20 protein-coding genes are annotated in these 24,392 nt (G+C 64.5%); 12 read left to right on the top strand and 8 right to left on the bottom strand.

Going from position 1 to position 24,392, the window contains the following annotated elements; translation table 11 throughout:
- Positions 1-13 precede the first annotated feature (13 nt).
- The 5 genes from alr to GNH96_RS10475 all read right to left on the bottom strand — a co-directional run bounded on the left by alr (position 14) and on the right by GNH96_RS10475 (position 5,983).
- Positions 14-1,093: an alanine racemase gene (alr, locus tag GNH96_RS10495; protein WP_169603627.1), complete on the bottom strand. Its 1,080-nt coding sequence runs from the start codon at positions 1,091-1,093 to the stop codon at positions 14-16.
- A 4-nt stretch (positions 1,094-1,097) separates the two neighbouring features.
- Positions 1,098-2,483, bottom strand: a complete 1,386-nt coding sequence (dnaB, locus tag GNH96_RS10490; RefSeq protein WP_169603626.1) for a replicative DNA helicase — start codon at positions 2,481-2,483, stop codon at positions 1,098-1,100.
- An 11-nt stretch (positions 2,484-2,494) separates the two neighbouring features.
- Positions 2,495-3,916: a bifunctional D-glycero-beta-D-manno-heptose-7-phosphate kinase/D-glycero-beta-D-manno-heptose 1-phosphate adenylyltransferase HldE gene (gene hldE, locus GNH96_RS10485; protein ID WP_169603625.1), complete on the bottom strand. Its 1,422-nt coding sequence runs from the start codon at positions 3,914-3,916 to the stop codon at positions 2,495-2,497.
- A gap of 76 nt (positions 3,917-3,992) precedes the next feature.
- Positions 3,993-4,943: a prolyl aminopeptidase gene (gene pip, locus GNH96_RS10480; protein ID WP_169603624.1), complete on the bottom strand. Its 951-nt coding sequence runs from the start codon at positions 4,941-4,943 to the stop codon at positions 3,993-3,995.
- Between the two features lie 113 nt (positions 4,944-5,056).
- The gene (locus tag GNH96_RS10475) at positions 5,057-5,983 is read right to left on the bottom strand and encodes a hypothetical protein (RefSeq protein ID WP_169603623.1); all 927 of its coding nucleotides are present in this window, start codon (positions 5,981-5,983) and stop codon (positions 5,057-5,059) included.
- Positions 5,984-6,446: 463 nt separating this feature from the next.
- On the opposite strand from GNH96_RS10475, the gene GNH96_RS10470 reads away from it, so the two are divergent.
- The 10 genes from GNH96_RS10470 (at position 6,447) to GNH96_RS10425 (ending at position 15,457) form a co-directional block, all read left to right on the top strand.
- A complete protein-coding gene (locus GNH96_RS10470; protein WP_169603622.1) occupies positions 6,447-7,415 on the top strand; it encodes an HpcH/HpaI aldolase/citrate lyase family protein in 969 nt (322 codons plus the stop codon).
- Between the two features lie 55 nt (positions 7,416-7,470).
- Entirely contained in the window at positions 7,471-8,649 is a 1,179-nt protein-coding gene (gene sucC / locus GNH96_RS10465; protein WP_169603621.1) for an ADP-forming succinate--CoA ligase subunit beta, read from the top strand.
- A complete protein-coding gene (sucD, locus tag GNH96_RS10460; protein ID WP_169603620.1) occupies positions 8,646-9,548 on the top strand; it encodes a succinate--CoA ligase subunit alpha in 903 nt (300 codons plus the stop codon). The genes sucC and sucD overlap by 4 nt, the downstream gene beginning before the upstream one ends.
- Before the next feature lie 60 nt (positions 9,549-9,608).
- Positions 9,609-9,929 carry a rhodanese-like domain-containing protein gene (locus GNH96_RS10455; RefSeq protein WP_169603619.1) on the top strand — a complete coding sequence of 107 codons (321 nt, stop codon included), beginning with the start codon at positions 9,609-9,611 and terminating at the stop codon, positions 9,927-9,929.
- A gap of 1 nt (position 9,930) precedes the next feature.
- Positions 9,931-10,377, top strand: a complete 447-nt coding sequence (dtd, locus tag GNH96_RS10450) for a D-aminoacyl-tRNA deacylase (protein WP_169603618.1) — start codon at positions 9,931-9,933, stop codon at positions 10,375-10,377.
- 69 nt (positions 10,378-10,446) lie between these two features.
- Positions 10,447-11,295 (top strand): GNAT family N-acetyltransferase, encoded by an 849-nt coding sequence (locus GNH96_RS10445; RefSeq protein WP_169603617.1) that lies wholly within the window; start codon positions 10,447-10,449, stop codon positions 11,293-11,295.
- Between the two features lie 88 nt (positions 11,296-11,383).
- A complete protein-coding gene (gene dusB, locus GNH96_RS10440; protein ID WP_169603616.1) occupies positions 11,384-12,367 on the top strand; it encodes a tRNA dihydrouridine synthase DusB in 984 nt (327 codons plus the stop codon).
- Between the two features lie 14 nt (positions 12,368-12,381).
- Positions 12,382-12,654 (top strand): helix-turn-helix domain-containing protein, encoded by a 273-nt coding sequence (locus GNH96_RS10435; protein WP_228719816.1) that lies wholly within the window; start codon positions 12,382-12,384, stop codon positions 12,652-12,654.
- Positions 12,655-12,688: 34 nt separating this feature from the next.
- Positions 12,689-14,251 carry a bifunctional phosphoribosylaminoimidazolecarboxamide formyltransferase/IMP cyclohydrolase gene (purH, locus tag GNH96_RS10430; RefSeq protein ID WP_169603614.1) on the top strand — a complete coding sequence of 521 codons (1,563 nt, stop codon included), beginning with the start codon at positions 12,689-12,691 and terminating at the stop codon, positions 14,249-14,251.
- 6 nt (positions 14,252-14,257) lie between these two features.
- Positions 14,258-15,457: a (Fe-S)-binding protein gene (locus GNH96_RS10425; protein ID WP_169603613.1), complete on the top strand. Its 1,200-nt coding sequence runs from the start codon at positions 14,258-14,260 to the stop codon at positions 15,455-15,457.
- A gap of 64 nt (positions 15,458-15,521) precedes the next feature.
- On the opposite strand, the gene speD is transcribed toward GNH96_RS10425, so the two are convergent.
- From speD to GNH96_RS10410, 3 genes are all read right to left on the bottom strand, one after another.
- Positions 15,522-16,322, bottom strand: coding sequence for an adenosylmethionine decarboxylase (gene speD, locus GNH96_RS10420; protein WP_169603612.1), 801 nt, complete (start codon positions 16,320-16,322; stop codon positions 15,522-15,524).
- A 93-nt stretch (positions 16,323-16,415) separates the two neighbouring features.
- On the bottom strand, positions 16,416-16,832 hold the full coding sequence (locus GNH96_RS10415) for an OsmC family protein (protein WP_169603611.1): 417 nt from the start codon (positions 16,830-16,832) through the stop codon (positions 16,416-16,418).
- 67 nt (positions 16,833-16,899) lie between these two features.
- Positions 16,900-17,253, bottom strand: coding sequence for a hypothetical protein (locus tag GNH96_RS10410; RefSeq protein WP_169603610.1), 354 nt, complete (start codon positions 17,251-17,253; stop codon positions 16,900-16,902).
- Positions 17,254-17,368: 115 nt separating this feature from the next.
- On the opposite strand from GNH96_RS10410, the gene GNH96_RS10405 reads away from it, so the two are divergent.
- Positions 17,369-18,031, top strand: a complete 663-nt coding sequence (locus GNH96_RS10405) for an alpha/beta fold hydrolase (protein WP_169603609.1) — start codon at positions 17,369-17,371, stop codon at positions 18,029-18,031.
- 84 nt (positions 18,032-18,115) lie between these two features.
- Positions 18,116-23,878, top strand: a complete 5,763-nt coding sequence (locus tag GNH96_RS10400) for an alpha-2-macroglobulin family protein (RefSeq protein WP_169603608.1) — start codon at positions 18,116-18,118, stop codon at positions 23,876-23,878.
- Positions 23,879-24,392: the final 514 nt, after the last annotated feature.

Below are 24,392 nucleotides of genomic sequence, written 5' to 3'. Positions count from 1 at the left end.
CCGGTCCGGCGCTTCAGGCGGCGGTTTCCACCATGTTCACCCGCTGCGTGACATTGCACAGCAACACGTAGGGAATCGTGTCGGCGCAGCGTGCGACTTCCTCCACCGGTAGCCCCTGTCCCCATAGCGTCACCGTATCGCCGATTTCAGCCGTCGGGCAATCGGTCAGATCGACCGATATCATGTCCATGGAGACCCGGCCGATCAGCGGCACGCGCCTGCCTCGGACCAGTACCGGTGTGCCGGTGGCCGCGCGGCGGGGATAGCCGTCGCCGTAGCCTATGGCCGCGATGCCCATGCGGGTCGGGCGCCGGCACACGAAATCGCCGCCATAGCCGACCGCGTCGCCGGTTTTCAGGTGCTTGATCGCAATCAGCCGGCTCTGCAGGGTCATGACCGGCCTCAAGCCTTCTTCCGGGCCGGGCCGGCCGGGAAACGGCGATACGCCGTAAAGCAGGATGCCGGGCCGGACCCAGGCGCCGCGGGCTGCTTCCCAGGCCATGAGACCCGCCGAGTTGGCGATGCTGAATTCGCCGCCGTCGCCAGCCATTCGGCCAAAACAGCGGAGCTGTATCTCCGTCGCCGGGTCATCGGTGACGTCGGCATTGGCCAGATGCGTCATGACGGGCACCGGCTGGCACACCTGCGGCATCCGCGCCAGCCGCGTCCGCGCACGGGCGAACTCCTCTTCGCCCAATCCCAGCCGATGCATGCCGCTGTCCGCCTTTAGCCACACCCCCATCGGGACACGAGTATCGAGCCGCTCCAGCAGATCGAGCTGAAAGCCGGAATGAATCACCGGTTCGAGACCATGGCGGGCGCTCAGCCTCATCCCTTCCTCGTCGGTATAGCCCTGCAGCACCGCGATCCGTTGAGCGATACCCGCCTGGCGCAGGACGACGCCCTCCTCCACCCGCGCCACGGCGAACGCGTCCGCTGCCGGCAGCGCTCTAGCGGCTCGGACCAGCCCGTGCCCGTAGGCATTGGCTTTGATGACGGCCATGATTCTCGAATCCGGCACGGCGGCGCGGATCCAGGCGAAATTGTGGGCGAAGGCCGCCATGTCCAGGACGGCGCGGGCTGCGGGCACCACGGCTTCAGTACCCCTCGCTGGAATAAGGATCGGCGATGAAGTTCTCGAAGCGCGTGTATTGGCCCAGGAAGGTCATCCGCACCGTGCCGATCGGGCCGTTACGCTGCTTGGCGATGATGATTTCCGCCGTGCCCTTGTCGGCGCTGTCCGGATGGTAGACCTCGTCGCGGTAGATGAACACGATCAGGTCGGCATCCTGCTCGATCGAGCCCGATTCGCGCAGATCGGACGGCACCGGCCGCTTGTTGGGCCGCTGCTCCAGATTGCGGTTGAGCTGAGACAGGGCGATCACGGGCACGTTCAGTTCCTTGGCCAAGGCCTTGAGCGAGCGGGAGATCTCGGAAATTTCGGCCACCCGGTTCTCGCCGCCCGAGCATTGCATGAGTTGCAGGTAGTCCAGCACTACCAGCCCGAGCTGGCCGTTCTCGCGCGCCAGCCGACGGCAGCGGGCGCGGACCTCGGTAGGTGAAAGCGCCGCCGTGTCGTCGATGAAGAGCTTGGTCTCGGCCAGGATGTTGATGGCCGAGGTCATGCGCGGCCATTCGTCGTCCTCCAGCTTGCCGGTCCTGACCCGGTGCTGGTCGATGCGGCCGAGCGAGGACATCATGCGCATCGCCAGCTGTTCGCCGGGCATCTCCATGCTGAACACGGCGACAGGCAGGCCTTCCTTGATCGCCACATTTTCGGCGATGTTCATCGCGAAGGTGGTTTTACCCATCGACGGGCGGCCGGCGATGATGATGAGGTCGGACTGCTGCAAGCCCGAGGTCATCTCGTCGAAATCGGCGAATCCCGTGCTTGCGCCGGTGATGTGCCCTTCTTTCTGGAACAGCGTCTCGATGCGGTCGACGGCCGCGACCAGCAGGCTCTTGATCGGCTTGAAACCGGCGCTGCCGCGCTGGCGCTGGTCGGCGATCTGGAACACGCGCTGCTCGGCGTGCTCGAGCAGCTCGCTCATGCCACGCCCTTCCGGCTGATAGGCCGAATCGGCGATTTCGGTGCCGACATGGATGAGCTGCCGAAGAACGGCGCGCTCGCGCACGATGTCGGCATAGGCCGATATGTTGGCGGCGCTGGGCGTTTCCCGCGCCAGCACGGCGAGATAGGCCAGACCGCCGGCATCCTCCAGCTCACCGGTCTTTTCCAGCACCTCCGACAGCGTGACCACGTCGAACGGCACCTGTTTTTCCGAGAGCTGGCGGATCGCGCGGAAAATCAGGCGATGGTCGCGCCGGTAAAAATCCTCCTCGACGAGACGGTCGGCGACCACATCCCAGGTCAGGTTGTCGAGCAACAGGCCGCCCAGCACCGCCTGTTCGGCCTGGATCGAGTGGGGCGGTACCTTGAGTGCCTCCACGCGTTTGTCGATCGATCGGGCGTAATCGGACATCTTGAGTTCAATCAACCGTTGCGGATGGTTTCAATGAGGCGGGTGGTCGAATGGCCGTCGACGAAATCGAGCACCCTCACTTCGCCTCCGGCCGCCAGGACACAATCGTGTCCGGCGATCGCGGCGATGTCGCGGTAGTCGCCGCCCTTGACCAGCACGTCGGGCCGGATGGCGCAGATTTCATCGCGCGGGGTGTCCCCTTCGAATGCCACCACCCAGTCGACGCTTTCCAAAGCAGCCAGCATGGCCATCCGATGGGCCAGCGGATTGACCGGACGGCCTGCCCCTTTCAGGCGCCGCACCGAGTCGTCGCCGTTGACCAGCACGATCAGGCGGTCGCCCAAGGCGCGGGCCTGTTCCAGATAATGCACATGGCCGGGATGCAGCAGGTCGAAACAGCCGTTGGTGACCACGATCCGTTCGCCGGCACGCCGCAACGGATCGAGCACGTCCAGCAATTCCGCGAGCTTAATCGCGCCGCGGCTCGGCGCCCGCTGACCGTGGATCGCGATGGCCAGTTCCTCCGGCGAGACCGCGGCCGTTCCGAGCTTTCCGACCACGATGCCGGCGGCCAGATTCGCCAGAGCCACGGCCTCCGGGAGCGGCCTGCCCGCGGCGAGCGCGGCGGCCAGCACCGAGATGACCGTATCGCCGGCACCGGTCACGTCATACACCTCTTTGGCATGCGCCGGAAGGTGCAGCGCGCCTCCCGCCGGTTCCAGAAGACTCATGCCATGCTCGCCCCGCGTGACCAGCAGGGCTCCGAGGTCCAGTCCTGCGATCAGCTCCAGACCTTTGCGTTCGATCGCCGCATCGTCCCGGCATGCGCCGACCACGGCTTCGAATTCGGCAAGGTTGGGCGTCAACAGGGAGGCGCCTCGATAACACTCGAAATCCCGTCCCTTGGGATCGACCAGAACCGGTATGCCGACGCAGCGTGCCGCTGCAATGAATTCATGAACCGAGGCAAGTGTGCCTTTCGCGTAGTCCGATAGGACGACCACACCCGCCTCGGCCAGCAACGCACGGAATCGCGCGACCAGGACGGCCGGATCGAGATGGCCGAATCCGCCCTCGAAATCCAGGCGAATGAGCTGCTGCTGCCGGCTGATGATGCGGAGTTTGGTGACTGTGGCGGCCGTGGGAACACGTTCGATGTGGCTGCGGATGCCCGCCGCGGTCAGGAGGCTCGCCAACACATCGGCGGCTTCGTCCTCGCCCGCGTAGCCCAGCAGATCGACCGTGCCGCCCAACGCCGCCAGATTGAGCGCCACGTTTCCCGCCCCGCCGATGCGTTCTTCCACATTCTCCACCCGAACGACCGGCACCGGGGCCTCCGGCGAGATGCGGGAGGTTCCGCCGAACCAGTAGCGGTCGAGCATGAGGTCTCCGACGACCACTACGCGGGCAAGGCTGAAGTCGGGGAGGATCATTGGACCGAGGGAACGAGACAGACGGTTAGGATACCATAGCGGCGATCCGGGATGCGGCGCCTGCCATGCCGGACAATCAGGCTGACAGCCGTCCCGTCAGGGTCTCCAATGCCGTCACCAACGCATCGATCATTTCCTCGCCCTGGGCGATGTGGCCGGAGTTCGGCAGTATCTTCAGCTCCGATCGCGGCAATGCCCGATGCAGCAACCAAGCCGCCTCGGGGGGACAGACCCGGTCCTGCCGGCCGTGCACGATGATCGCGGGAATATGGGCAATCTTCGGACAGTCTTCGAGAATCTGCCCTTCCCTGAGGAAATAGCGGGCGGCGGCGTAATGCAGTTCGATGCGGCACTGGGACAAGGCATCGACAGGCAGGGATTCGTCATCGGGAGGGTTGAATGCATCCCCCAGAGTGACGCGGGTGCTCCACAGCCACCATGCTCGCGCCATTCGCCGTTGTTCGAGTTCGTCGGCGCCGTTCACGCGGCGGCGGGCAGCCCCCACCGGGTTGGTCCGTTCCTTGGGACTGAAATTGTCGATGAACCGCTGCCAGTCTTCGGGATAGAACCGGCTGGCGCCGTCGCGGACGAACCAGTCCACATCGCGCTTGCGGGCCAGGAAGCTGCCGCGCAGAACCAAGCCGCTGACCCGTTCCGGATGAGCCTGGGCATAAAGCAATGCCAGCGCCGCCCCCCAGGAGCCGCCAAAAATCAGCCATTTCGGGATGTTCAGGCACGCCCGGATGGATTCCAGGTCGCCGAGCAGATGCCGGGTCGTGTTGTTCCGTAATCTACCGTGCGGAGTCGACCGCCCGCAGCCCCGTTGATCGACGAGTATCGCACGGTAACGCTCCGGGTCGAAAAACGAGCGATGATGGCTTCTGCAGCCGGAACCGGGTCCCCCATGCAGAAACACGGCAGGAATACCCTCGGGGTTGCCGCATTCCTCCACATAGACCGCATGCCCGTTCCCGACCCCGACATGATGGACGGAATAGGGCTCGATCGGCGGGTAAAGCGATTTCATTGAAAATTTGTCAACGAGCCGTTGTAAAGTATAACGGCCGGTAAAGAAAAAAAGGGGGATCCGCGATCCCCCTTTTTTCGGCCGGTGTCAGGCCTGATGAACTCTTCCGCTCATCAGAAGCCGATACCGACGTAGGCACCCGCGGTGTAGTTGTCCGTGTCGGTGCTGTTCAGGATGGTCTTGCCGCCGGCAGTCTTGACACTGTAGCCTACATCGCCGCCCGTAAAGGTGTAGCGGAAGTCGGCGCCGACCCACAGATTCTTGAAGATATTGTATTCGAGACCGGTACCCAACATCAGGCCGGGATTCAAGACGGTCACACCGCTGGACGGCGGGCTGATCACGTTCATGCTGAGGCCGAACGGTATGACCCAGGGACGGAAGTCCTTGATGCCGGTGTACTTCAACTTCGGCGAGGTATTGAGCGACAACATGGTGACCTGGGCCTGAGACCGGATGCCGCCGAGCTGGCTGCTCACGAAGGCGTTGTTGGCACTGCCGTAATTCTTATATTCCCACATCAGTTCGACATCAAGCGCCAGATCGTCGGAGATGCCGAAGGTATCGTCGCTCAGCCGGTGATCCAAACCCGCACCGACGTACCAGCCGGCCTTGTTGTCGCCGAAAGAGGACGGCGAAAGGAGGTTGTTGTTGACCAGCAGCTCGTTGGTGCGGGCATGGCTCATGGCCGCCCAGCCGCCGCGGAAGAAGGCCAAATCGTCCTTCTTCTCTTCGTGCTTGGCCAGTTCGGCAGTGCTCTGGTCCACCTTGGCCTGCTGGGCCTGCACTTGCTGGGCGGCCCGGCTGGCTTCGGACTTCGCCTCCGCGGTTTCGGCTTCGGTCTTTGCGCGCGATGCATCAAGTTCGGCACGCAGCGCCTGCATTTCCTGTTCCATCACCTGCAGCCTCCGCTCCAGCGAAGACTGTGCGGAAGAGGCATGCGAATGCGAAGCAGCCATGGAAACCTGAGGCGCGAGAGCGGCGGCGATCGAAGCGGTGAGCAGCGTGGTGATGCCGCCCGATTTCTTGATCTGATTCATGACAATCCCCTCGACAAAGTATTGTTTGGTTGGATAAAGCGTTGCTCCGGAGCAACAGTTAGTTGCTTGCCAAAAGGATGCTAGCAAAAAACCTGCACCGTAACAATTCTCCTTGTGCGATTTTGTTGATACAGGTCAGATTTGCCTCCCTAGGGACAGCGCCTCCATGACGTGGGAACGCGCGGCCTGTCCAGGCGGGACACCTTCCGACGCTCCCGTACGGTTACCTCGTCCGAGCAGTATAGAACATTCCTGCCGGCATGCTCTGTTAGGGAAACGAAACAGCCTGGTTTATAATGCACAGTTTGCCGTGTACGGACAGACGACCATTCGTCAAGAACGTCCGATACGCCTTGCGCTGCCCGGCCGCCGTAAGGCGACCCTTCCGGCGGCACGCGCTCACCCAGCGGTGTTGCACACGAAATACGCACAAGATACAACTCCTACAGATTCGAGAGGTCACATGGCTGTCAAGAACCGTCTCCACCGCAGCGAACTCGCGGTGCCAGGCAGCAATCCGCGCATGCTTGAAAAAGCGCCCGATGCGGGCGCCGACATCGTTTTTCTGGACCTGGAAGACGCGGTGGCGCCGGACGACAAGGCGCTGGCGCGCAAGAACATCATCGCCGCGCTCGATACTTACGATTGGTCCAAGTGCGCCGTTTCGATCCGCATCAATGGGCTGGACACTCATTACGCCTATCGCGACCTGGTCGATATCGTCGAAGCCTGCGGCGACAAACTCGATACCATTCTGATTCCCAAAGTGGGCTGCGCCGCGGACGTCTTGTTCGTCGCGACCATGCTGTCCCAAATCGAAGCATATAAAGGCTTCAAACCCATCAATATCCATGTACTGATCGAAACTGCGATGGGCATGGCCAACGTGGAAGAGATCGCCCGCACCTGTCCGGAACGCATGGAAGCCATGGTCTTCGGGGTGGCAGACTACGCCGCGTCGGTGCGCGCCCGCACCACCAACATCGGCGGCGCCAACCCTGATTACGGCATGCTGACCGACCCCGACGAGACCGGTGCTCGCGCCTATCACTGGGGCGACCAGTGGCATTTCGGCATTTCCCGCATGGTCGCGGCATGCCGCGCCTACGGGCTTCGTCCCATCGACGGTCCGTTCGGCGATTTCAGCGACCCGGAAGGCTTCCGCGCTGCCGCCCGCCGCGCCGCGGCCCTGGGCTGCGAAGGGAAGTGGGCCATCCATCCCTCTCAGGTCGCACTGTGCAACGAAATCTTCACTCCCACGGAACAGGAAGTCACCCGCGCCTACCGCATCCTGGAAGCCATGGAGCAGGCGGCGAAGGAAGGCAAGGGCGCGGTATCCCTGGACGGACGCCTGATCGATGCCGCTTCGATCCGCATGGCGGAGAACGTGGTGCGCCAGATGAACCAGATCGAGTCGCGCCGGAATGGTTGAGACCGCGAGCATGTCGCGCGCCGATGCAGACTTCAGTTGAACGAGGAGATCGTCCGTGAATATCCATGAATACCAGGCCAAGGAGTTGCTGAAAACCTATGGCGTACCCGTGCCCAACGGCGCCGTCGCCTATTCCGACGCCCAGGCCGCCAGCATCGCCGAGGAGCTCGGCGGCAGCCGCTGGGTCGTGAAGGCGCAGATCCACGCCGGCGGCCGCGGCAAGGCCGGCGGCGTCAAGGTCGCCGGTTCGGTCGAGGAAGTGCGCCAATATGCCGACGCCATGCTCGGCAGCCACCTCGTCACTCACCAGACCGGCCCGGAGGGGTCGCTGGTCCAGCGTCTGTGGGTGGAGCAGGCCAGCCACATCAAGAAAGAATACTACCTGGGGTTCGTGATCGACCGCGGCAGCCAGCGCATCACCCTGATCGCCTCCAGCGAAGGGGGCATGGAAATCGAGGAGGTTGCCAAGGAAGCCCCGCAAAAAATCGTCAAGGAAGTCGTCGATCCGGCGATCGGCCTGCTGGACTTCCAGTGCCGGAAGGTCGCCACGGCGATCGGCCTGAAGGGCAAGCTGATGCCCCAGGCCGTCAGGCTGATGAAGGCCATCTACCGCTGCATGCGCGACAAGGACGCGCTGCAGGCCGAGATCAACCCGCTGGCAGTGGTCGGCGAGAGCGATGAATCGCTGATGGTGCTGGATGCCAAGTTCAACTTCGATGACAACGCCCTCTATCGCCAGCGCACCATCACCGAAATGCGCGACCTGGCCGAAGAAGATCCGAAGGAGGTCGAAGCTTCCGGCCACGGCCTCAACTACATCGCCCTCGACGGCAACATCGGCTGCATCGTCAACGGCGCCGGGCTCGCCATGGCCTCACTGGACGCCATTACCCTGCACGGCGGCCGTCCGGCCAACTTCCTGGATGTCGGCGGCGGCGCCTCGCCGGAAAAGGTGACCAACGCCTGCCGCATCGTGCTGGAAGACCCCAACGTCAAATGCATCCTGGTGAACATCTTCGCCGGCATCAATCGCTGCGACTGGATCGCCAAGGGCCTGATCCAGGCCTGCGACAGCCTGCAGATCAAGGTGCCGCTGATCGTGCGCCTGGCCGGCACCAACGTCGACGAGGGCCGCAAGATCCTCGCCGAATCCGGCCTCTCCTTCATCACCGCGGAAAATCTGGATGACGCGGCGGCCAAGGCCGTCGCCATCGTCAAGGGACAACAGCCATGAGCGTATTCGTTAACAAGCACTCCAAGGTCATCTTCCAGGGCTTCACCGGCGAGCACGCCACCTTCCATGCCAAGGACGCGATGCGGATGGGCACCCAGGTGGTCGGCGGCGTCACCCCCGGCAAAGGCGGCACCCACCATCCCGACCCCGAACTCGCCCATCTGCCGGTATTCGATACCGTGGCCGAAGCCGTGGCCGCCACCGGTGCCGACGTCTCCGCCGTATTCGTGCCGCCCCCTTTCAACGCCGATGCGCTCATGGAGGCGATCGACGCCGGCATCAGAGTGGCCGTGACCATCGCCGACGGTATCCCGGTGCATGACATGATCCGCTTGCAACGCTATCGCGTGGGCAAGGACGCCATCGTGATCGGTCCGAATACCCCCGGCATCATCACGCCGGGCGAGTGCAAGGTGGGCATCATGCCCTCGCACATCTACAAGAAGGGCAAGGTCGGCATCGTGTCGCGCTCGGGCACGCTCAATTACGAGGCGACCGAGCAGATGGCCGCCCTGGGGCTCGGTATCACCACTTCGGTCGGTATCGGCGGCGACCCCATCAACGGCACCGACTTCGTCACCGTGCTGCGCGCCTTCGAGGCCGACCCGGAAACCGAAATCGTCGTCATGATCGGCGAAATCGGCGGTCCCCAGGAGGTCGCCGCCGCCCGCTGGGCCAAGGAGAACATGCGGAAGCCGGTCATCGGCTTCGTCGCCGGCCTTGCCGCTCCGGCGGGCCGCCGCATGGGCCACGCCGGCGCCATCATCTCCAGCGAGGCCGACACCGCCGGCGCCAAGATGGACGCGATGGAAGCACTGGGACTGTATGTCGCCCGCAACCCGGCTCAGATCGGCCAGACCGTGCTGCGTGCGGCCCAGGAGCACGGCATCAAGGTCTAGGCAACCCGCCATCCCGGGTCCGTAGCCCCGTGCCGCGGACCCTCTTGCCCGTTTCCCGCCATGCGACAACTGGACGCCAACCGAGTCGAACGACTCCTGAAAAGCGCAGAACCCAAACCGCTGCTGCTGGACGTGCGCGAACCGAACGAATTCGCCTATTGCCGCATCGAAGGCAGCCTGCACATCCCCATGGGCGAGATCGCATCGAGGCTCAATGAACTCGATCCCGACCGGGAGATCGTGGTCGTCTGCCACCACGGCATGCGCAGCTTCCAGGTCGCCCAATTCCTGGAAACCCAAGGCTTCGAACGAATCATCAATCTTTCCGGCGGCATCGACGCCTGGGCGCGCGAAGTGGATCCCGGCATGCCCAGATATTGAGATGATCGCTCTCATCCAGCGGGTGACCGAGGCCAGCGTCCGCGTCGACGGGGAAACCATCGGGGCCATCGGACGGGGCCTTCTGGCCCTGGTCGCCGTCGAGCGTGGCGACGGCGAACCCCAAGTCTCGCGCATGGCCGAGCGCCTGCTCGGCTACCGGCTATTCGCCGATGGCGAAAATCGCATGAACCTGAGCGTGGTCGAGACCGGCGGCGGCGTGCTGCTGGTCCCGCAGTTCACCCTGGCCGCCGATACCGCCAAGGGCATGCGCCCCAGCTTCACCCCGGCAGCCGATCCCGAAACCGGCCGGCGGCTGTTCGACGCCCTCGTGGAAGTCATCCGCAGCCGCCATTCCCCCCTCGCAACCGGCCGTTTCGGCGCCGACATGCAGGTCTCCCTCGTCAATGATGGCCCCGTGACCTTCCTCCTGCGCTGCCCGCCCGGCTGACTTCATGGGGGATAGTCCCCTTCCGCGGCGTTCGCTATGATCATTCACAGAGTGTACGGAGGTGGCGCCATGCAGCAGAAATTTCGTATCGAACGAATGGATCGGGAGCACTTGGAACTGGCCCTCGACTGGGCGGCGGCTGAAGGGTGGAATCCGGGCTTGCACGATGCTGCCTGCTTCTTTTCCACCGATGCCGAGGGATTTTTCATGGGATTTTTGGGCGACGAGCCGGTGGGAAGCATCAGCGCTGTCTCCTATCCCGACGACTTCGGCTTCATCGGGCTCTACATCGTCCGGCCGGAACATCGCGGCAAGGGCTTCGGCCTCAAGCTCTGGCACACGGCGGTCGACCATCTGGGAGAGCGCACGATCGGTCTGGACGGCGTGATCGAGCGGCAGTCCAGCTATGCCCGGTCGGGATTCGTGACTGCCCACCGCAATGTCCGTTTCGAATGGACCGGTCCCGCCGTCACCGAAACCGACCCCGCGGTACAGAGGCTGGACCCGGCAGATTTCGGCGAACTCCTGGCCTACGATGCCGCTCTTTTCCCCGGCATGCGGGACGACTTTCTGCGCGTCTGGATGGGCCAGCCAAGCGGCGTCGGGCTGACCTATCGTTCCGATGACGGCGGCATCGCGGGGTACGGCCTGCTGCGCCCTTGCCGCGTGGGCTACAAGCTCGGTCCGTGGTTCGCCGATACCGCCCGCATCGCCGAAGACCTGCTAAAGGCCTTCCGCCATCATGCGGGCGCGGCGCCTATTTTCATCGACGTGCCGGAGCCCAACACCGCCGCCCTGCGCCTGGCCACGGTCCACGGCATGCGGCGGGTGTTCGAGACCGCCCGCATGTATACCCCGCGAGCACCGGCCCTGCCGCTGGAGCGCACCTTCGGCATCACCACTTACGAGCTGGGCTAAGTGCGCCATAACATGCCGGCGCCCGCGACGCCAGTGCTTGGCGTCACAGGTGCTTCCCGGTAAACTCCGCCGCTTTTTTGCTGCCACCATGCAAATCGGACCCCATACCCTCAGCAGCCCGGTGATTCTTGCGCCCATGGCGGGCGTGACCGACCTCCCCTTCCGCAGTCTCTGCCGGCGATTCGGCGCGGGCCTTGCGGTTTCGGAGATGATGGCCGCGAGTCCCGCGCTGCGGAGCACCCGCAAGTCCCTGTTGCGACAGGACCACCGCGGAGAGCCCGGACCGGTCAGCGTGCAGGTCGTCGGCGCCGATCCCAAGGACATGGCCGAGGCGGCCCGCCGCAATGCCGACCTGGGTGCCGACATCATCGACATCAACATGGGGTGTCCGGCAAAAAAAGTCTGTAACGTCGCCGCCGGTTCGGCCCTGCTGCGCGACGAGAAGCGGGTGGCGAGCATACTCGAAGCGGTGGTCCAAGCCGTGCCGATTCCGGTCACGCTGAAGATCAGGACCGGCTGGGATCCGTCTTCCCGCAATGCGGTCACCATCGGCAAAATCGCGGAAAGCGCCGGAATCCAGGCGCTCACGGTCCACGGCCGGACCCGCGCCTGCGGCTTTGCGGGGGCAGCCGAATACTCTACAATTGCCCATGTTAAGAATGTCATCGGCATTCCGGTCATCGCCAACGGCGACATCGACTCCCCCGGAAAAGCCGAGGCCGTGCTCCGAGCGACCGGCGCGGACGCCGTGATGATCGGCCGCGGCGCTTGGGGACAACCCTGGCTGCTGCGGGAAATCGCTGCTGGGCTCAAGGATGGCCTCCCGCCCTCGCCCCCCACGCTCGACGAGATACGCCGCACCGTCCTCGGCCATCTCGAGGCGCTGTATTCCTTTTACGGGGAGTTGCAGGGGGTGCGCATCGCACGCAAACATATCGGCTGGTACGCCGCCCGCATGCCGGGTCTGGACGCTCAGCCGGTACGGGGGATTTTTTCCCTCGACAACGCCCGCCAGCAGCTCTCCGCTGTGGACGCCTTGTTGAAGTTTCAGTTCGAGAAGACCGCTGCATGAGACAGGATAATCGATTGCTTGAATCTTTCGAATCGCCGGCCATGGATCATTCCCACACGACCGTCGTACTCAGCGAGCAGGTGCGCGTGGCCTTGGTCAACTATTTGTCCCAACTGGATGGCATCAACGTGACCGACATGTATACCCTCGTCATGGCCGAGGTCGAACGGCCGCTCATCCGCACCGTCCTCGAGCACTGCTGTCACAACCAGACCCGCGCGGCCCAGGTTCTGGGCCTCAGCCGCAGCACGCTGCGCAAGAAGATGCAGCAGCACGGCATCGAATGAGCCTTATCTCCGCTTCTCCCATCGACGAACTCCAATGAACCATTCAATCGCCCGCGCCCTGGTCAGCGTTTCCGACAAGACCGGCTGCGTGGAGTTCTGCCGGCGCCTCGCTGCCGCAGGCGTCGAAATCATCTCGTCCGGCGGCACCGCCAGGCTGCTGGCCGAACACGGCATCCCGGCCATCGAAGTCGGCGACTATACCGGCTTTCCGGAAATGATGGATGGCCGGCTCAAGACCCTGCACCCCAAGGTGCATGGCGGCATCCTCGGCCGGCGCGGCCTCGACGAGGCGGTCATGGCCGAACACGGCATCCGCCCGATCGACCTGGTCGTGGTCAATCTCTATCCGTTCGAACAGACCGTCGCCAAGCCCGGTTGCGACCTGGAGACCGCCATCGAGAACATCGACATCGGCGGCCCGGCCCTGATCCGCGCGGCATCGAAGAATCACGCCTCGGTGGCGGTGGTCGTCGATCCCGCGGACTACGCCGCGGTGTCAGCCGAGCTGGAAGCCTCCGGCGGCGGCCTGTCGCACGCCACGCGCTTCGCCCTGGCGGCCAAGGCCTTCCGCCACACGGCCTGGTACGACTCGGCGATCGCCGATTACCTCGACCGCCGCAAGGGTGATGACGGCTTCGCCGATCCACTGCTGCTGCGCTTCCGCCGCGCCCAGTCGATGCGCTACGGGGAGAATCCACATCAACGCGCGGCGTTCTACGTCGAACCCGGCGCCCCCGCCGGCTGCATCGCCTCGGCCCGGCAACTTCAGGGCAAGGCGCTGTCATACAACAACATCGCCGACGCCGATGCCGCGCTGGAATGCATCAAGGGCTTCGCCGAGCTGCCGGCCTGCGTGATCGTCAAGCATGCCAACCCCTGCGGCGTCGCCGAAGGCCGCACCCAGCTCGAAGCCTACCACCTGGCCTACGCCACCGATCCGACCTCCGCCTTCGGCGGCATCATCGCCTTCAACCGTATCCTGGACGCCGAAACCGCCCGCGCCATTGTCGAGCGCCAGTTTGTCGAGGTGATCATCGCTCCCGCCGTCGCCGATGACGCCCTGCCCGTGCTGGCCGCCAAGCCCAACGTGCGGGTGCTGAGCGCCGGCGCTTGGCCAGCCGAGCCCCTGCCGGAGCTGGATTGCAAGCGCGTCGGCGGTGGCCTCCTGGTGCAGGACAAGGATATCGAACGGGTGACCGTCGACCGTTTCCGGGTGGTGAGCCGGCGCGCGCCGACTGAACAGGAACTGATCGACCTCCAGTTCGCCTGGCGGGTGGTCAAGTTCGTCAAGTCCAACGCCATCGTTTACTGCAAGGACCGCCGCACGATCGGCATCGGCGCCGGCCAGATGAGCCGCGTCTACTCTGCCCGCATCGCCGCGATCAAGGCGCAGGACGAGGGCCTGACCGTCGCCGGTTCGGTCGTCGCTTCCGACGCCTACTTCCCGTTCCGTGACGGCATCGATGCCGCCGCGGAGGCCGGCGTGACGGCGGTGATCCATCCCGGCGGTTCGATCAGGGACCCGGAAGTCATCGCCGCCGCCGACGAACACGGCATGGCGATGGTCTTCACCGGCATCCGCCATTTCCGCCACTAGAAGCGCGTGACGGCGCCGCTGGATTCGCTGCTCGCCGACGCCGACCTGTGCGTCAAATGCGGCCTGTGCTCGCCGCACTGCCCGACCTACCGGCAAACTTCCGACGAGAACGAATCGCCCCGTGGACGGATTGCCCTCATCCAGGGCTGGGCCGCCGGCCGGCTGCCGCTGACGGCGGCGCTGCGCGAACCGCTGGACGATTGCCTGCTGTGCCGCAATTGCGAAGCGGTGTGTCCTGCCAAGGTCCCCTACGGAAATCTCATGGACCGGTTCCGCGCCGAAACCGGCCAACGCCAAAAATCCCTGGCGGCACGCGCCATGTCGTCCGCACTGCGCAAGGCGCTGCGCAGTCCGGCGTTGTCGAGCCTGGGGCGCCGGGCGCTGGATGCCGCAGCGCAGCTGCCGGGCGGCTCCGCGTGGAAGCATCTCCCGCCCGCGGGAAATCCGGAAGACTGGTACGGAGACCACCCCGCCGCCGGAGAGTCTCTCAGCCATGTCGGCCTCTTCCTCGGGTGCACGGCGGCGGTGGCCGATGCCGCCACGGTGTCGGCGATACTCGAACTGCTGCCGAGACTGGGCGTCAGCGTCACCGTGCCGAAAAACCAGGCCTGCTGCGGCGCGATGGACCTGCATGCCGGCGATGCCGCAACGGCCCACGGACTGATGTCCCGCAACATCGAGGCCTTCGCGGGACAGCCGCTGGATGCGGTGATCGGCTTCGCCAGCGGCTGCAGCGCGACCCTGATGGAATACCGCCACCCTGCCGATACCGCGGGCGCCGAGTCACTGTCGGCCAAAGTTCAGGACATCGGCCGTTTTCTCGCCGAGCGCATTCCCGCAGAACGCTGGGCTCTTGCTCCGCTACGGGCCAGGATTCTGGTCCACAACCCTTGCTCGCTGCGCAACGTCTGCAAGAGCGAAGGCAAGGTGGAGGTGCTGCTGGGCAGAATTCCGGAAGCGGAGGTCATCACGCTGCCGGGCAAGGGACGCTGCTGCGGCGCCGCCGGCAGTTACATGATCGAACACCGGCGCATGGCCGAGGCCATCCGGACCGAGACGGTGGAGGCCATCCTCGCAGCAGCCCCGGATTACCTGGTGACCTCAAACATCGGCTGCGCGCTGCATCTGCGCGCCGGCTTGCAGGGCCGCGCCGACATCCCCGTGATCCACCCGGTCCAGTTGCTGGCGCGGCTCCAGCGCGTTTGATCCCCGCGAAAACGAAACGGGCGCCGAAAAGGCGCCCGTTTTTGCAAGCCGTTCTCGTCCAGCCTCAACGTCGCAGCTTGTAATTGCGGCCGTAAAAGATTTCCGCCATCTCCCGCTGGAGCTGCTTCTGCACCTGGGCGCGCTCCTCCGGAACAAGCTGGTCCTTGTCGGTTTCGAACAGGTAATTGTCGAGATTGAAGTCCTTCAGGATCATCTTGGTGTGGAAGATCTTCTCCTGATAGACGTTCACGTCGATCATCTGATAGCGATCCGCCGTGGCATCGGAGATATAGTTCTGGATCGAGGTGATGTCGTGGTCGATGTAATGCTTCTGGCCGCTGATGTCGCGGGTGAAGCCGCGCACCCGGTAGTCCATGATCACGATGTCGGACTCGAAGCTGTGGATCAGGTAGTTCAATGCCTTCAGCGGCGAGATGCGGCCACAGGTGGAGACGTCGATGTCGGCGCGGAAGGTGCTGATGCCGGCGTGCGGATGGCTCTCCGGATAAGTGTGCACCGTGATGTGGCTCTTGTTCAGATGCGCCACCACGGCTTCCGGCATCGGGCCGGGCGACTCGGAATTGGTCACCGCGGCGGGAGCCTCATGTCCTTCCGAGATCAGCATCGTCACGCTGGCGCCCTGCGGCTCGTAATCCTGGCGCGCGATGTTCAGAATCTCCGCGCCGATGATAGCGTTGACGTCGGTAAGGATCTGAGTCAGGCGCCTGGCGCTGTAGGCCTCATCGATGTATTCGATATAGCGGCGCTGGCCGGATTCCGACTTTGCGTAGCAAATGTCGTAGATGTTGAAGCTCAGCGATTTGGTCAGGTTATTGAACCCGTGTAATTGCAGCTTGTTGTCCATCAATTTTCGATATGACCCCGCCAGGAATATCTGCCACAAAAAATGAACGGGCGCCCGCGCCCGCCGAAAGTTTTCTGCGCCGCCCGTGCCTGACTAAACTTCGGCGATTTCGTAATCGTGGGTGATCTCCGCGGTTTTGCCCAGCATGATCGACGCCGAACAGTATTTTTCGGCCGACAGATCGATCGCCCGCTTCACCGCCTCCTCCCGTAGCCCCCTTCCCTTCACCACGAAATGGGCATGAATCCGCGTGAAAACCTTCGGATCGTTCTCCGCCCGGTCAGCTTCGAGATGGACCTCGCAATCGCGCACGTCATGCCGCCCTTTCTTCAGGATATGAACGACATCGAAGGCCGTGCAGCCGCCCATGCCGAGCAGCAGCATTTCCATGGGGCGCACACCCAGATTCCGACCCCCGCTCTCGGGCGGTCCGTCCATCAAGACGGCATGGCCGCTGCCGGATTCACCCAGAAAGGCCATGTTGTCGACCCATTTGATTCGTGCCTTCATCGCGATGGCGCTGCAGCGTATAAAGTTTCATAGAGTATCATAAACGGGAACGGAATAGACCCGTCGGCTAGCGCTTGGGATAACGGCGTTCCAGATCGTCAAGGTAGCGGTGGACGAAGTCCAGGCTGCCGGCCAGAAGCCCGGGCGCCCTGCGTTCCATGAAACCGGCGAGGGGAACGCCTATTGGGGGATAGAGAATCAGGATGCCGAGCACCCAGAACGGCGGCAGGCCCATGACGACCTCGCTCAAGAGTCCCCCTCCGAGCAGCATCCAGCCGATATCCCGTGGCAGTTTTCCGATCCGGCTCAACGCCTCATCCCGGTTCGTCGGCAGGAGGGCACTGGCGGGATGGGCGCTTTCATTGGGTTCTGCCGGCAGAGGAAGCGTTGCCTTCCGTGAAAACCCTCGTTTATCTTTCATGGTTAGCTCCAGAGCGTGAGGTGTCGGTCGAGTGTCCACCGGCATCGTTGCAGCCATGTGACACGCAACGGGACGAATCTCAGACGCCGCAACTTCTTTCTCACCCGGCAAAGCCATGGATACCGACACCTCACCCGTTCTGGAAGAGCTGATTCCAGGCTCGCGCAAACTGTACCTGACTTTCGGCGGCATGCAGGGCGCATTGGGGATTCCTCCCTTCGAGTTCTACCAGAGCTCCAGGATTCTGAACGAAAGCCGGGTGTTTTTCCGCGACCTGTCGCAAACCTGGTACCACGCCGGCCTGCCCGGCATCAGTTCGAACATCCCGGAAACGGCTCGATACATCGAGACCATCATCGACAAATCGTCGGCCGACGAAATCATCTACCTCGGCAACTCGATGGGCGGATACGCCGCCATCCTCTTCGCGGCGCTGATCGGACACGGCAGGGTCGTGAGTTTTTCGCCGCAGACCTTCATTTCGCCGTCCCAACGGCGGGCGGCCGGCGACCGGCGTTGGCGCTCGAAAGTACTCCGCACTTACGGCGCCGCGCTGTTCAAGCCCAAGTTTTTCGATCTCCGGGCAGTGATGGAAAAAGCCGGGGCGAACAACCCCATCGAGATTTTCGTCTCGTCCCTGGACGCGCTGGATCTCGTCCATGCCCGCAACCTGGAACGATTCCGCAACGTCCGCATCACCGTGCGCGATCTCGGCGGCCATAACCTGGTCAAGCACTTGCGGGACAGCGGAGAACTTCAACTCATCCTGCAAGGATGAGACCATTGGGGCCTTCGGAACGAACCATCCGACCAATCCGCTCCGGCTCGACCCGGGCGAATCCGATCCGCGACGAGGACGCAGATGACCATGCGCGCAGTGCTCTGGGTTGTGACGTTGTTTTGGATTCAGGCCGCCGCCGCGGCCCGGCTGGAATTGTTCTCGCCGGAGGGAACGGCCAAGGACGTGCGCCAGGTGACGGCGCGCTTCTCCGAAGCCATGGTCGCATTCGGCGACCCTCGCCTCACCGATCCGTTCACGGTCGATTGCCCGGCCAAGGGGCGCGGACGCTGGGCCGAACCGCGCACCTGGGTCTACGACTTCGAAGCCGACCTGCCCGCCGGCCTGTCCTGCCGCTTCCGGCCCAAGCCGCAGTTGAAGACATTGAGCGGAGCGGCGGTCGAACTCGCCAAGGAATACGGTTTCGACACCGGCGGGCCGGTGGTGACGGGCTCATTCCCGAACGAAGGCAGCGAAAGCGTCGACGAAAACCAGGTCTTCCTGCTGGCCGCCGCTGCCCCAGCCACGCCTGAAAGCATCGCCGCCCATACCCGCTGTCAGATCGAAGGCGTTGGCGAGGAGATCGGGGTCGATATCCTGAGCGGCGAGCGCCGCGATGCCGTGCTGGCGCAGCGCCGAAAACTGGGGTGGGGCTACACCGAGCTGCTGTGGCCGGACGCCGATTTCGACAGGCTCAAGCCGGAGGACATCCAAGCCGGCGAAGCGCGGCTTGCCCTGGTGCAATGTCGCCGGGCCATACCGCCGGAAACGGAAGTCCGCATCGTCTGGGGCAAGGGCATCGCCACGGCCGGCGGGATCGCGACGACCGAAGACCAGGTGTTGAGCTTCAAGGCCCGCCCGAGCTTCACCGCCCGTTTCAGCTGTGACCGCATCCATGCCGACGCGGACTGCATCCCCCTGCTGCCGATGGTCCTGCGCTTCGGTTCGCCCGTGCCGGCGGACCAGGCCGGCGCCGTGCGCCTGGTCGATGGCGCCGGCAAGGTCTACCCGGCGGATGGGCTCGACCCCGTCCGCAAGCCCTTCGTCGAGGAACTGAGCTGGAAAGGCCCCTTCCCCGAAAAGACGACTTTCCATATCGAATTGCCGTCCGGATTCGCCGACGATGCCGGGCGCCCGCTGGAAAACGCCAGCCGCTATCCGCTCGAGGTCAAGACCGACGACTATCCGCCGCTGGCGAAGTTCCCCGGCGAATTCGGCATCCTGGAGCTGAAGGAGGGCGGCGTCCTGCCCGTCACCGTGCGCCACATCGAGAATCCCGTTCCCGGCCAGCGCCTGGCCTCGGGCGGCCCGGCCATCCCTGGCAAGATGATGCGGGTCGCCTTGAGCGACCAGGACATCGCCGCCTGGATACGCAGGGTCCGCAAGGCCGCCGAACGGCGGGGCGAATCGATCCAGTCACCCAACGGCGAAACCGAATGGAAGGAACTCACCGGCACCGAATCGGTGTTCGCAGGTACCCAGGCGGATGCCTTCGAACTGCCGCGCGCCGAGGCGCAAAAAGAATTCGAAGTGCTCGGCATCCCGCTGGAAACCGCCGGCTTCTACGTGGTCGAGCTGGCCAGCCCTCGCCTGGGCGCGGCACTGCTGGGCGAGGACCGGCCCCGCTACGTGGCGACTTCCGCACTGGTCACCAATCTTTCGGTGCATTTCAAATGGGGCCGGGAATCGTCGCTGGTCTGGGTGACGAGCCTGGATTCGGCCCAGCCGGTGCCGAACGCCGACATCCGCATCAGCCGCTATTGCAAGGACGAAGTGTTCTGGCAAGGCCGGACCGATGCCAACGGCATGGCGCTGATCCAGGGCCAGGCCCTGCCCAAGCCATCGGATTCCGGCGAGAGCTGCGAGTGGGGCGAAGGGCCGCTCATGGTGAGCGCCCGGACCGAGGGCGACATGAGCTTCACCCTGAGCAGTTGGGCCAACGGCATTTCCCCGCAGAACTTCAACCTGCCGGTCGGCTTTTACGACAACCCGCAGATTGTCCACACCGTGCTGGACCGCAGCCTGTTCCGGGCCGGCGAGACCGTGTCCATGAAGCATTTCCTGCGCCTGCGGACGGCCCATGGCTTCGGCTTGCCGGAAAACCGCCCCGAGAAGATCAAGATCCGCCATGGCGGCAGCGGCCAGGAATACGAGCTGCCGACCGATTTCGACGCTCGAGGCATCGCCGAGAACATCTGGCCCATTCCCCCGGATGCCAAGCTCGGCAGTTACGAAATCACCTTCGCCTACGCCGACGGTACCGAAACCGCCACCTCGGGTGAATTCCGGGTCGAACAGTTCCGGGTGCCGACCATGCGCGCCGACATCCAGCCGCAGTCCGATGCCCTGGTCAATGTCAAGGAAGCCACGCTCGACCTCCATGTCAGCTATCTCTCCGGCGGCGGCGCGGCCAATGCGCCGGTCAAGGTCCGCACGATGGTCGAACCGCGCCAGGTGTCCTTCCCCGACTATCCGGATTTCGACTTCGAGGCGCGGAACATCGAGGAAGGACTGCGCGACGACGGCTACAGCGAGGAGGCCGAGGAAGCGCCGGGCGCCGGCGGGCCCGCCCAAGTGCTGCCGCTGAGCCTGGACAAGGGCGGCGCGGCGCGGGTGACGGTCCCCAACCTGCCGCGCCAGAACACGCCACAGGATCTGGTGGCCGAACTCGAATACCAGGATGCCAATGGCGAACTCCTGACCGTGGCGCGCCGGATTCCGCTGTGGCCGGCCAAGCTCAGCCTGGGGCTCAGGACCGAAGGCTGGGTGGCGACCAAGGACCGGCTGCGGTTCCAGGTGCTGGCGCTGGATCTGGCCGGGAAACCGGCGGCCGGTCGGGATATCCGGGTCGACTTGTACTCGCGCACCACCTACTCTCACCGCAAACGCCTGATCGGCGGCTTCTACGCCTACGAGGACAAGACCGAGGTCAAGCATATCGGCGCCGACTGCAACGGCAGGACCAACGACCAGGGGCTTCTTCTTTGCGTCCTAGCCCCCGGCGTTTCCGGCGAAATCCTGCTCAAGGCCACGGCCGGCGACGGCGCCGGCAACCAGGCCCTGGGAACGACCTCGGTCTGGATCGCCAGCGAAGACGAATGGTGGTTCGAGAACGACCCCAGCGACCGGATGGACGTGATCGCCGAAAAGCGCGCCTACGAACTGGGCGACAAGGCCCGGTTCCAGGTGCGCATGCCGTTCCGCGAAGCCACGGCTCTGGTGACGGTCGAACGCGAAGGCATCGTCGACAGCTTCATCACCCGTTTGTCCGGGCGCTCGCCGGTGGTCGAGGTGCCGATCAAGGACGCCTATGCGCCCAACGTGTTCGTCTCGGTGCTGGCGGTGCGCGGCCGGGTGGGGCCAGTCCAGACCTGGATCGCTGACATGGCCCGCCAATTCAAGCTGCCCTGGCAGCCCGACGGCGGCAAGGCCACGGCGATGGTCGACCTGAGCAAGCCGGCCTACCGCATGGGGCTGGCCCAGATCGACGTGGGCTGGGCGCCCAACCGGCTGGATGTCAAGGTCCAGGCCGACCGCGAAACCTACAAGGTACGCGAAACCGCCAAGGTCAAGGTCGCGGTCCGGCGCGCCACCGGCGGCGCGCCGGCCGAGGCGGAGATCGCCCTGGCCGCGGTGGACGAGGGCCTGCTGGAACTCAGGCCCAACGATAGCTGGAACCTGCTGGACAAGATGATGGGCCGGCGCGGCATCGAGGTGCTCACCTCCACCGCGCAGATGCAAGTCATCGGCAAGCGACACTACGGCCGCAAGGCGGTGCCGCACGGCGGCGGCGGCGGGCGCCAGGCGGCGCGCGAGCTGTTCGACACCCTGCTGCTTTGGCAAGGCCGGGTGCCGCTGGACGCCAAGGGCGAAGCCGAGATCGAGGTGCCGCTCAACGACTCGCTCACCGCCTTCCGGCTGGTGGCGGTCGCCAACGCCGGCAGCGGGTTGTTCGGCACCGGCAAGACCTCGATCCGCACGACCCAGGACCTGATGCTCTATTCCGGCCTGCCGCCGATGGTGCGCGAAGGGGACCGTTTCCGTGCCATCTTCAACGTACGCAACGCCACCGACCGGAAAGTCACCGGCCTGCTCACCGCGATGCTGACGCCGAAAGGCGCGGCGGGCCAGGCGCTTCCGCCCCAACCGTTCGAGCTCGAGGCCGGCACGGCAGGCGACTTCTCCTGGGACGTCAACGTGCCGGTCGACGTCGCAGGGCTGGACTGGGAGATCGCCGCCGTGGAAAACGGCGGGGTCGCCACCGACCGGCTGAAAACCTCGCAGCAGGTCCAGCCGGCGGTGCCGGTCCAGGTGTTCCAGGCGACGTTGACCCGGATCGACAAGCCGCTCTCGCTCGCCGTGCAGCGTCCCGAGGACGCCGCGCCGGGGCGCGGCGGCGTGCGCGTCTCGCTGCGGGCCCAGCTGGGCGACGGCCTCGGCGGTGTGATCGACTACATGAGCCACTACCCCTATTCCTGCCTGGAGCAGAAGGTTTCCAAGGCCGTCGCGCTACGCGACGAGGGCCTATGGAACAAGATCGTCGCCGACCTGCCTGCTTATCAGGACAGCGACGGCCTGTTCCGCTATTTCCCGAGCGACAACATCAAAGGCAGCGACATCCTGACTGCCTACGTCCTGGCGATCGCGCAGGAAGCCGGCTGGGAGCTGCCCGAGAATGCCCTGGGCCGGGCCAAGGACGCGTTGAAAGGCTTCGTCGAAGGGCGCGTGCTGCGCGACTCCGCCCTGCCCACCGCCGATCTCTCCCTTCGCAAGCTGGCGGCCGTCGAAGCCCTGGCCCGCTATGAAGAGGCGACGCCGGAGCTTCTGGACAGCATCCGTATCGAGCCCAAGCTCTGGCCGACCTCGGCGGTACTGGACTGGCTGTCGGTATTGCAGCGGATCGAAGCCATTCCCGATCGCCGCGCCAAGCTCAAGGACGCCGAACAGACGCTCCGAACCCGCCTGAACTTCCAGGGTACCACCCTGAACTTCTCCAGCGAGAAGAGCGATGCCCTGTGGTGGCTGATGATCTCCCCCGACCTCAACGCCGTGCGGGCGGTGCTGGACGTGATGGAACTGCCTGGCTGGCGCGAGGACGTGTCGCGGCTGGTCACCGGCGCGCTGGGCCGCCAGACCAAGGGGCGCTGGAATACCACCACGGCCAACGCCTGGGGCCGGCTGGCGATGGAAAAGTTCAGCGAGACTTACGAAGCGGTGCCGGTCACCGGCTACACCGAGGCGAATCTCGGCGCGGTGAAGAAAGGCATGCAGTGGACCGAGGAAACCCGGCGCAGCGCTTTGAACCTGCCCTGGCCCGACGGCCCCGGCACGCTGGAAGTGCGCCATCAGGGCACGGGCAAACCCTGGGCCATCGTCCAGAGCCGCGCCGCGATCCCGCTGAAGGAACCGCTGTTCACCGGCTTCTCGATCAAGCGAACGGTCACCCCGGTCGAACGGAAGCAGCCCGGCGCCTGGAACCGTGGCGACGTGGCCCGCATCACACTGGAACTCGACGCCCAGTCCGACATGAGCTGGGTGGTGGTGGACGACCCCATCCCCGCCGGCGCCAGCATCCTCGGCGGCGGCCTGGGACGCGACGCCGCCCTGCTGACCCAAGGCGAACAGCAGACCGGCTGGGCCTGGCCCATCTACGAGGAGCGCCGCTTCGACGCCTACCGCGCCTATTACGACTATGTGCCGAAGGGGCGCTGGAGCGTCGAATATACCGTGCGCTACAACAACCCCGGCAGCTTCGAACTGCCGCCCACGCGAGTCGAGGCCATGTATGCGCCGGAGATGTTCGGGGAGCTGCCGAATAAGGTGCTGGAAATCAGTGGAACACCTTGAGCCGTTAAGGCAAAAAAACTCAGACGGACTTGTGGATCGAAATCTGCCGGCCCCTTGGCACGGGTATTCGCTTAGTCGGCATATTGCGGATGGGCGATTATCCCCGCATCACGGTGACTATTGGCGTAAGACGATATCGGGGAGTTGACACCGGCAAGCGAAGACCAGGATACTATTTTTCGTCGTTTATTTACTTCAGGAGAGCAACCTAATGATTCGGATGATATTTATAGGAGCAATGAGTGTTTTATCGGCGTGCGCCGTCGGGGAAAGAATCAACACCGCGGTCACAGGACACACCACGCAATGTATCGATGGCGTCGAATATGTGCAGTTCGCCAGCGGCGCTTCGGTGGCATATAGCCCTGATGGAAAGGTCAAGGCCTGCCGCAATTGATCGGCACTCGACCCCCGCATGAGTAGAACCCGCCTTGCTCGTCCGGCGGGTTCTTGCTTCGACGGTGCACCACGCCGGTCCGATGATGGCGAAGCGTAATCGGACCTGCCTAGCGTT

It is taken from the genome of Methylococcus geothermalis (assembly GCF_012769535.1).
Taxonomy (GTDB): Bacteria; Pseudomonadota; Gammaproteobacteria; order Methylococcales; family Methylococcaceae; genus Methylococcus; species Methylococcus geothermalis.
Note: the sequence above shows the minus strand (reverse complement) of the source record. Positions and strands in the feature narration are given on the sequence as shown.

Coding starts and splice junctions, on each gene's coding strand:
- dtd (WP_169603618.1), top strand. CDS start 9,931: ATGATCGCTCTCATCCAGCGGGTGACCGAGGCCAGCGTCCGCGTCGAC.
- dusB (WP_169603616.1), top strand. CDS start 11,384: ATGCAAATCGGACCCCATACCCTCAGCAGCCCGGTGATTCTTGCGCCC.
- sucD (WP_169603620.1), top strand. CDS start 8,646: ATGAGCGTATTCGTTAACAAGCACTCCAAGGTCATCTTCCAGGGCTTC.
- GNH96_RS10470 (WP_169603622.1), top strand. CDS start 6,447: ATGGCTGTCAAGAACCGTCTCCACCGCAGCGAACTCGCGGTGCCAGGC.
- GNH96_RS10455 (WP_169603619.1), top strand. CDS start 9,609: ATGCGACAACTGGACGCCAACCGAGTCGAACGACTCCTGAAAAGCGCA.
- GNH96_RS10445 (WP_169603617.1), top strand. CDS start 10,447: ATGCAGCAGAAATTTCGTATCGAACGAATGGATCGGGAGCACTTGGAA.
- hldE (WP_169603625.1), bottom strand. CDS start 3,916: ATGATCCTCCCCGACTTCAGCCTTGCCCGCGTAGTGGTCGTCGGAGAC.
- pip (WP_169603624.1), bottom strand. CDS start 4,943: ATGAAATCGCTTTACCCGCCGATCGAGCCCTATTCCGTCCATCATGTC.
- GNH96_RS10415 (WP_169603611.1), bottom strand. CDS start 16,832: ATGAAGGCACGAATCAAATGGGTCGACAACATGGCCTTTCTGGGTGAA.
- GNH96_RS10405 (WP_169603609.1), top strand. CDS start 17,369: ATGGATACCGACACCTCACCCGTTCTGGAAGAGCTGATTCCAGGCTCG.
- speD (WP_169603612.1), bottom strand. CDS start 16,322: ATGGACAACAAGCTGCAATTACACGGGTTCAATAACCTGACCAAATCG.
- dnaB (WP_169603626.1), bottom strand. CDS start 2,483: ATGTCCGATTACGCCCGATCGATCGACAAACGCGTGGAGGCACTCAAG.
- GNH96_RS10400 (WP_169603608.1), top strand. CDS start 18,116: ATGACCATGCGCGCAGTGCTCTGGGTTGTGACGTTGTTTTGGATTCAG.
- GNH96_RS10475 (WP_169603623.1), bottom strand. CDS start 5,983: ATGAATCAGATCAAGAAATCGGGCGGCATCACCACGCTGCTCACCGCT.
- purH (WP_169603614.1), top strand. CDS start 12,689: ATGAACCATTCAATCGCCCGCGCCCTGGTCAGCGTTTCCGACAAGACC.
- GNH96_RS10410 (WP_169603610.1), bottom strand. CDS start 17,253: ATGAAAGATAAACGAGGGTTTTCACGGAAGGCAACGCTTCCTCTGCCG.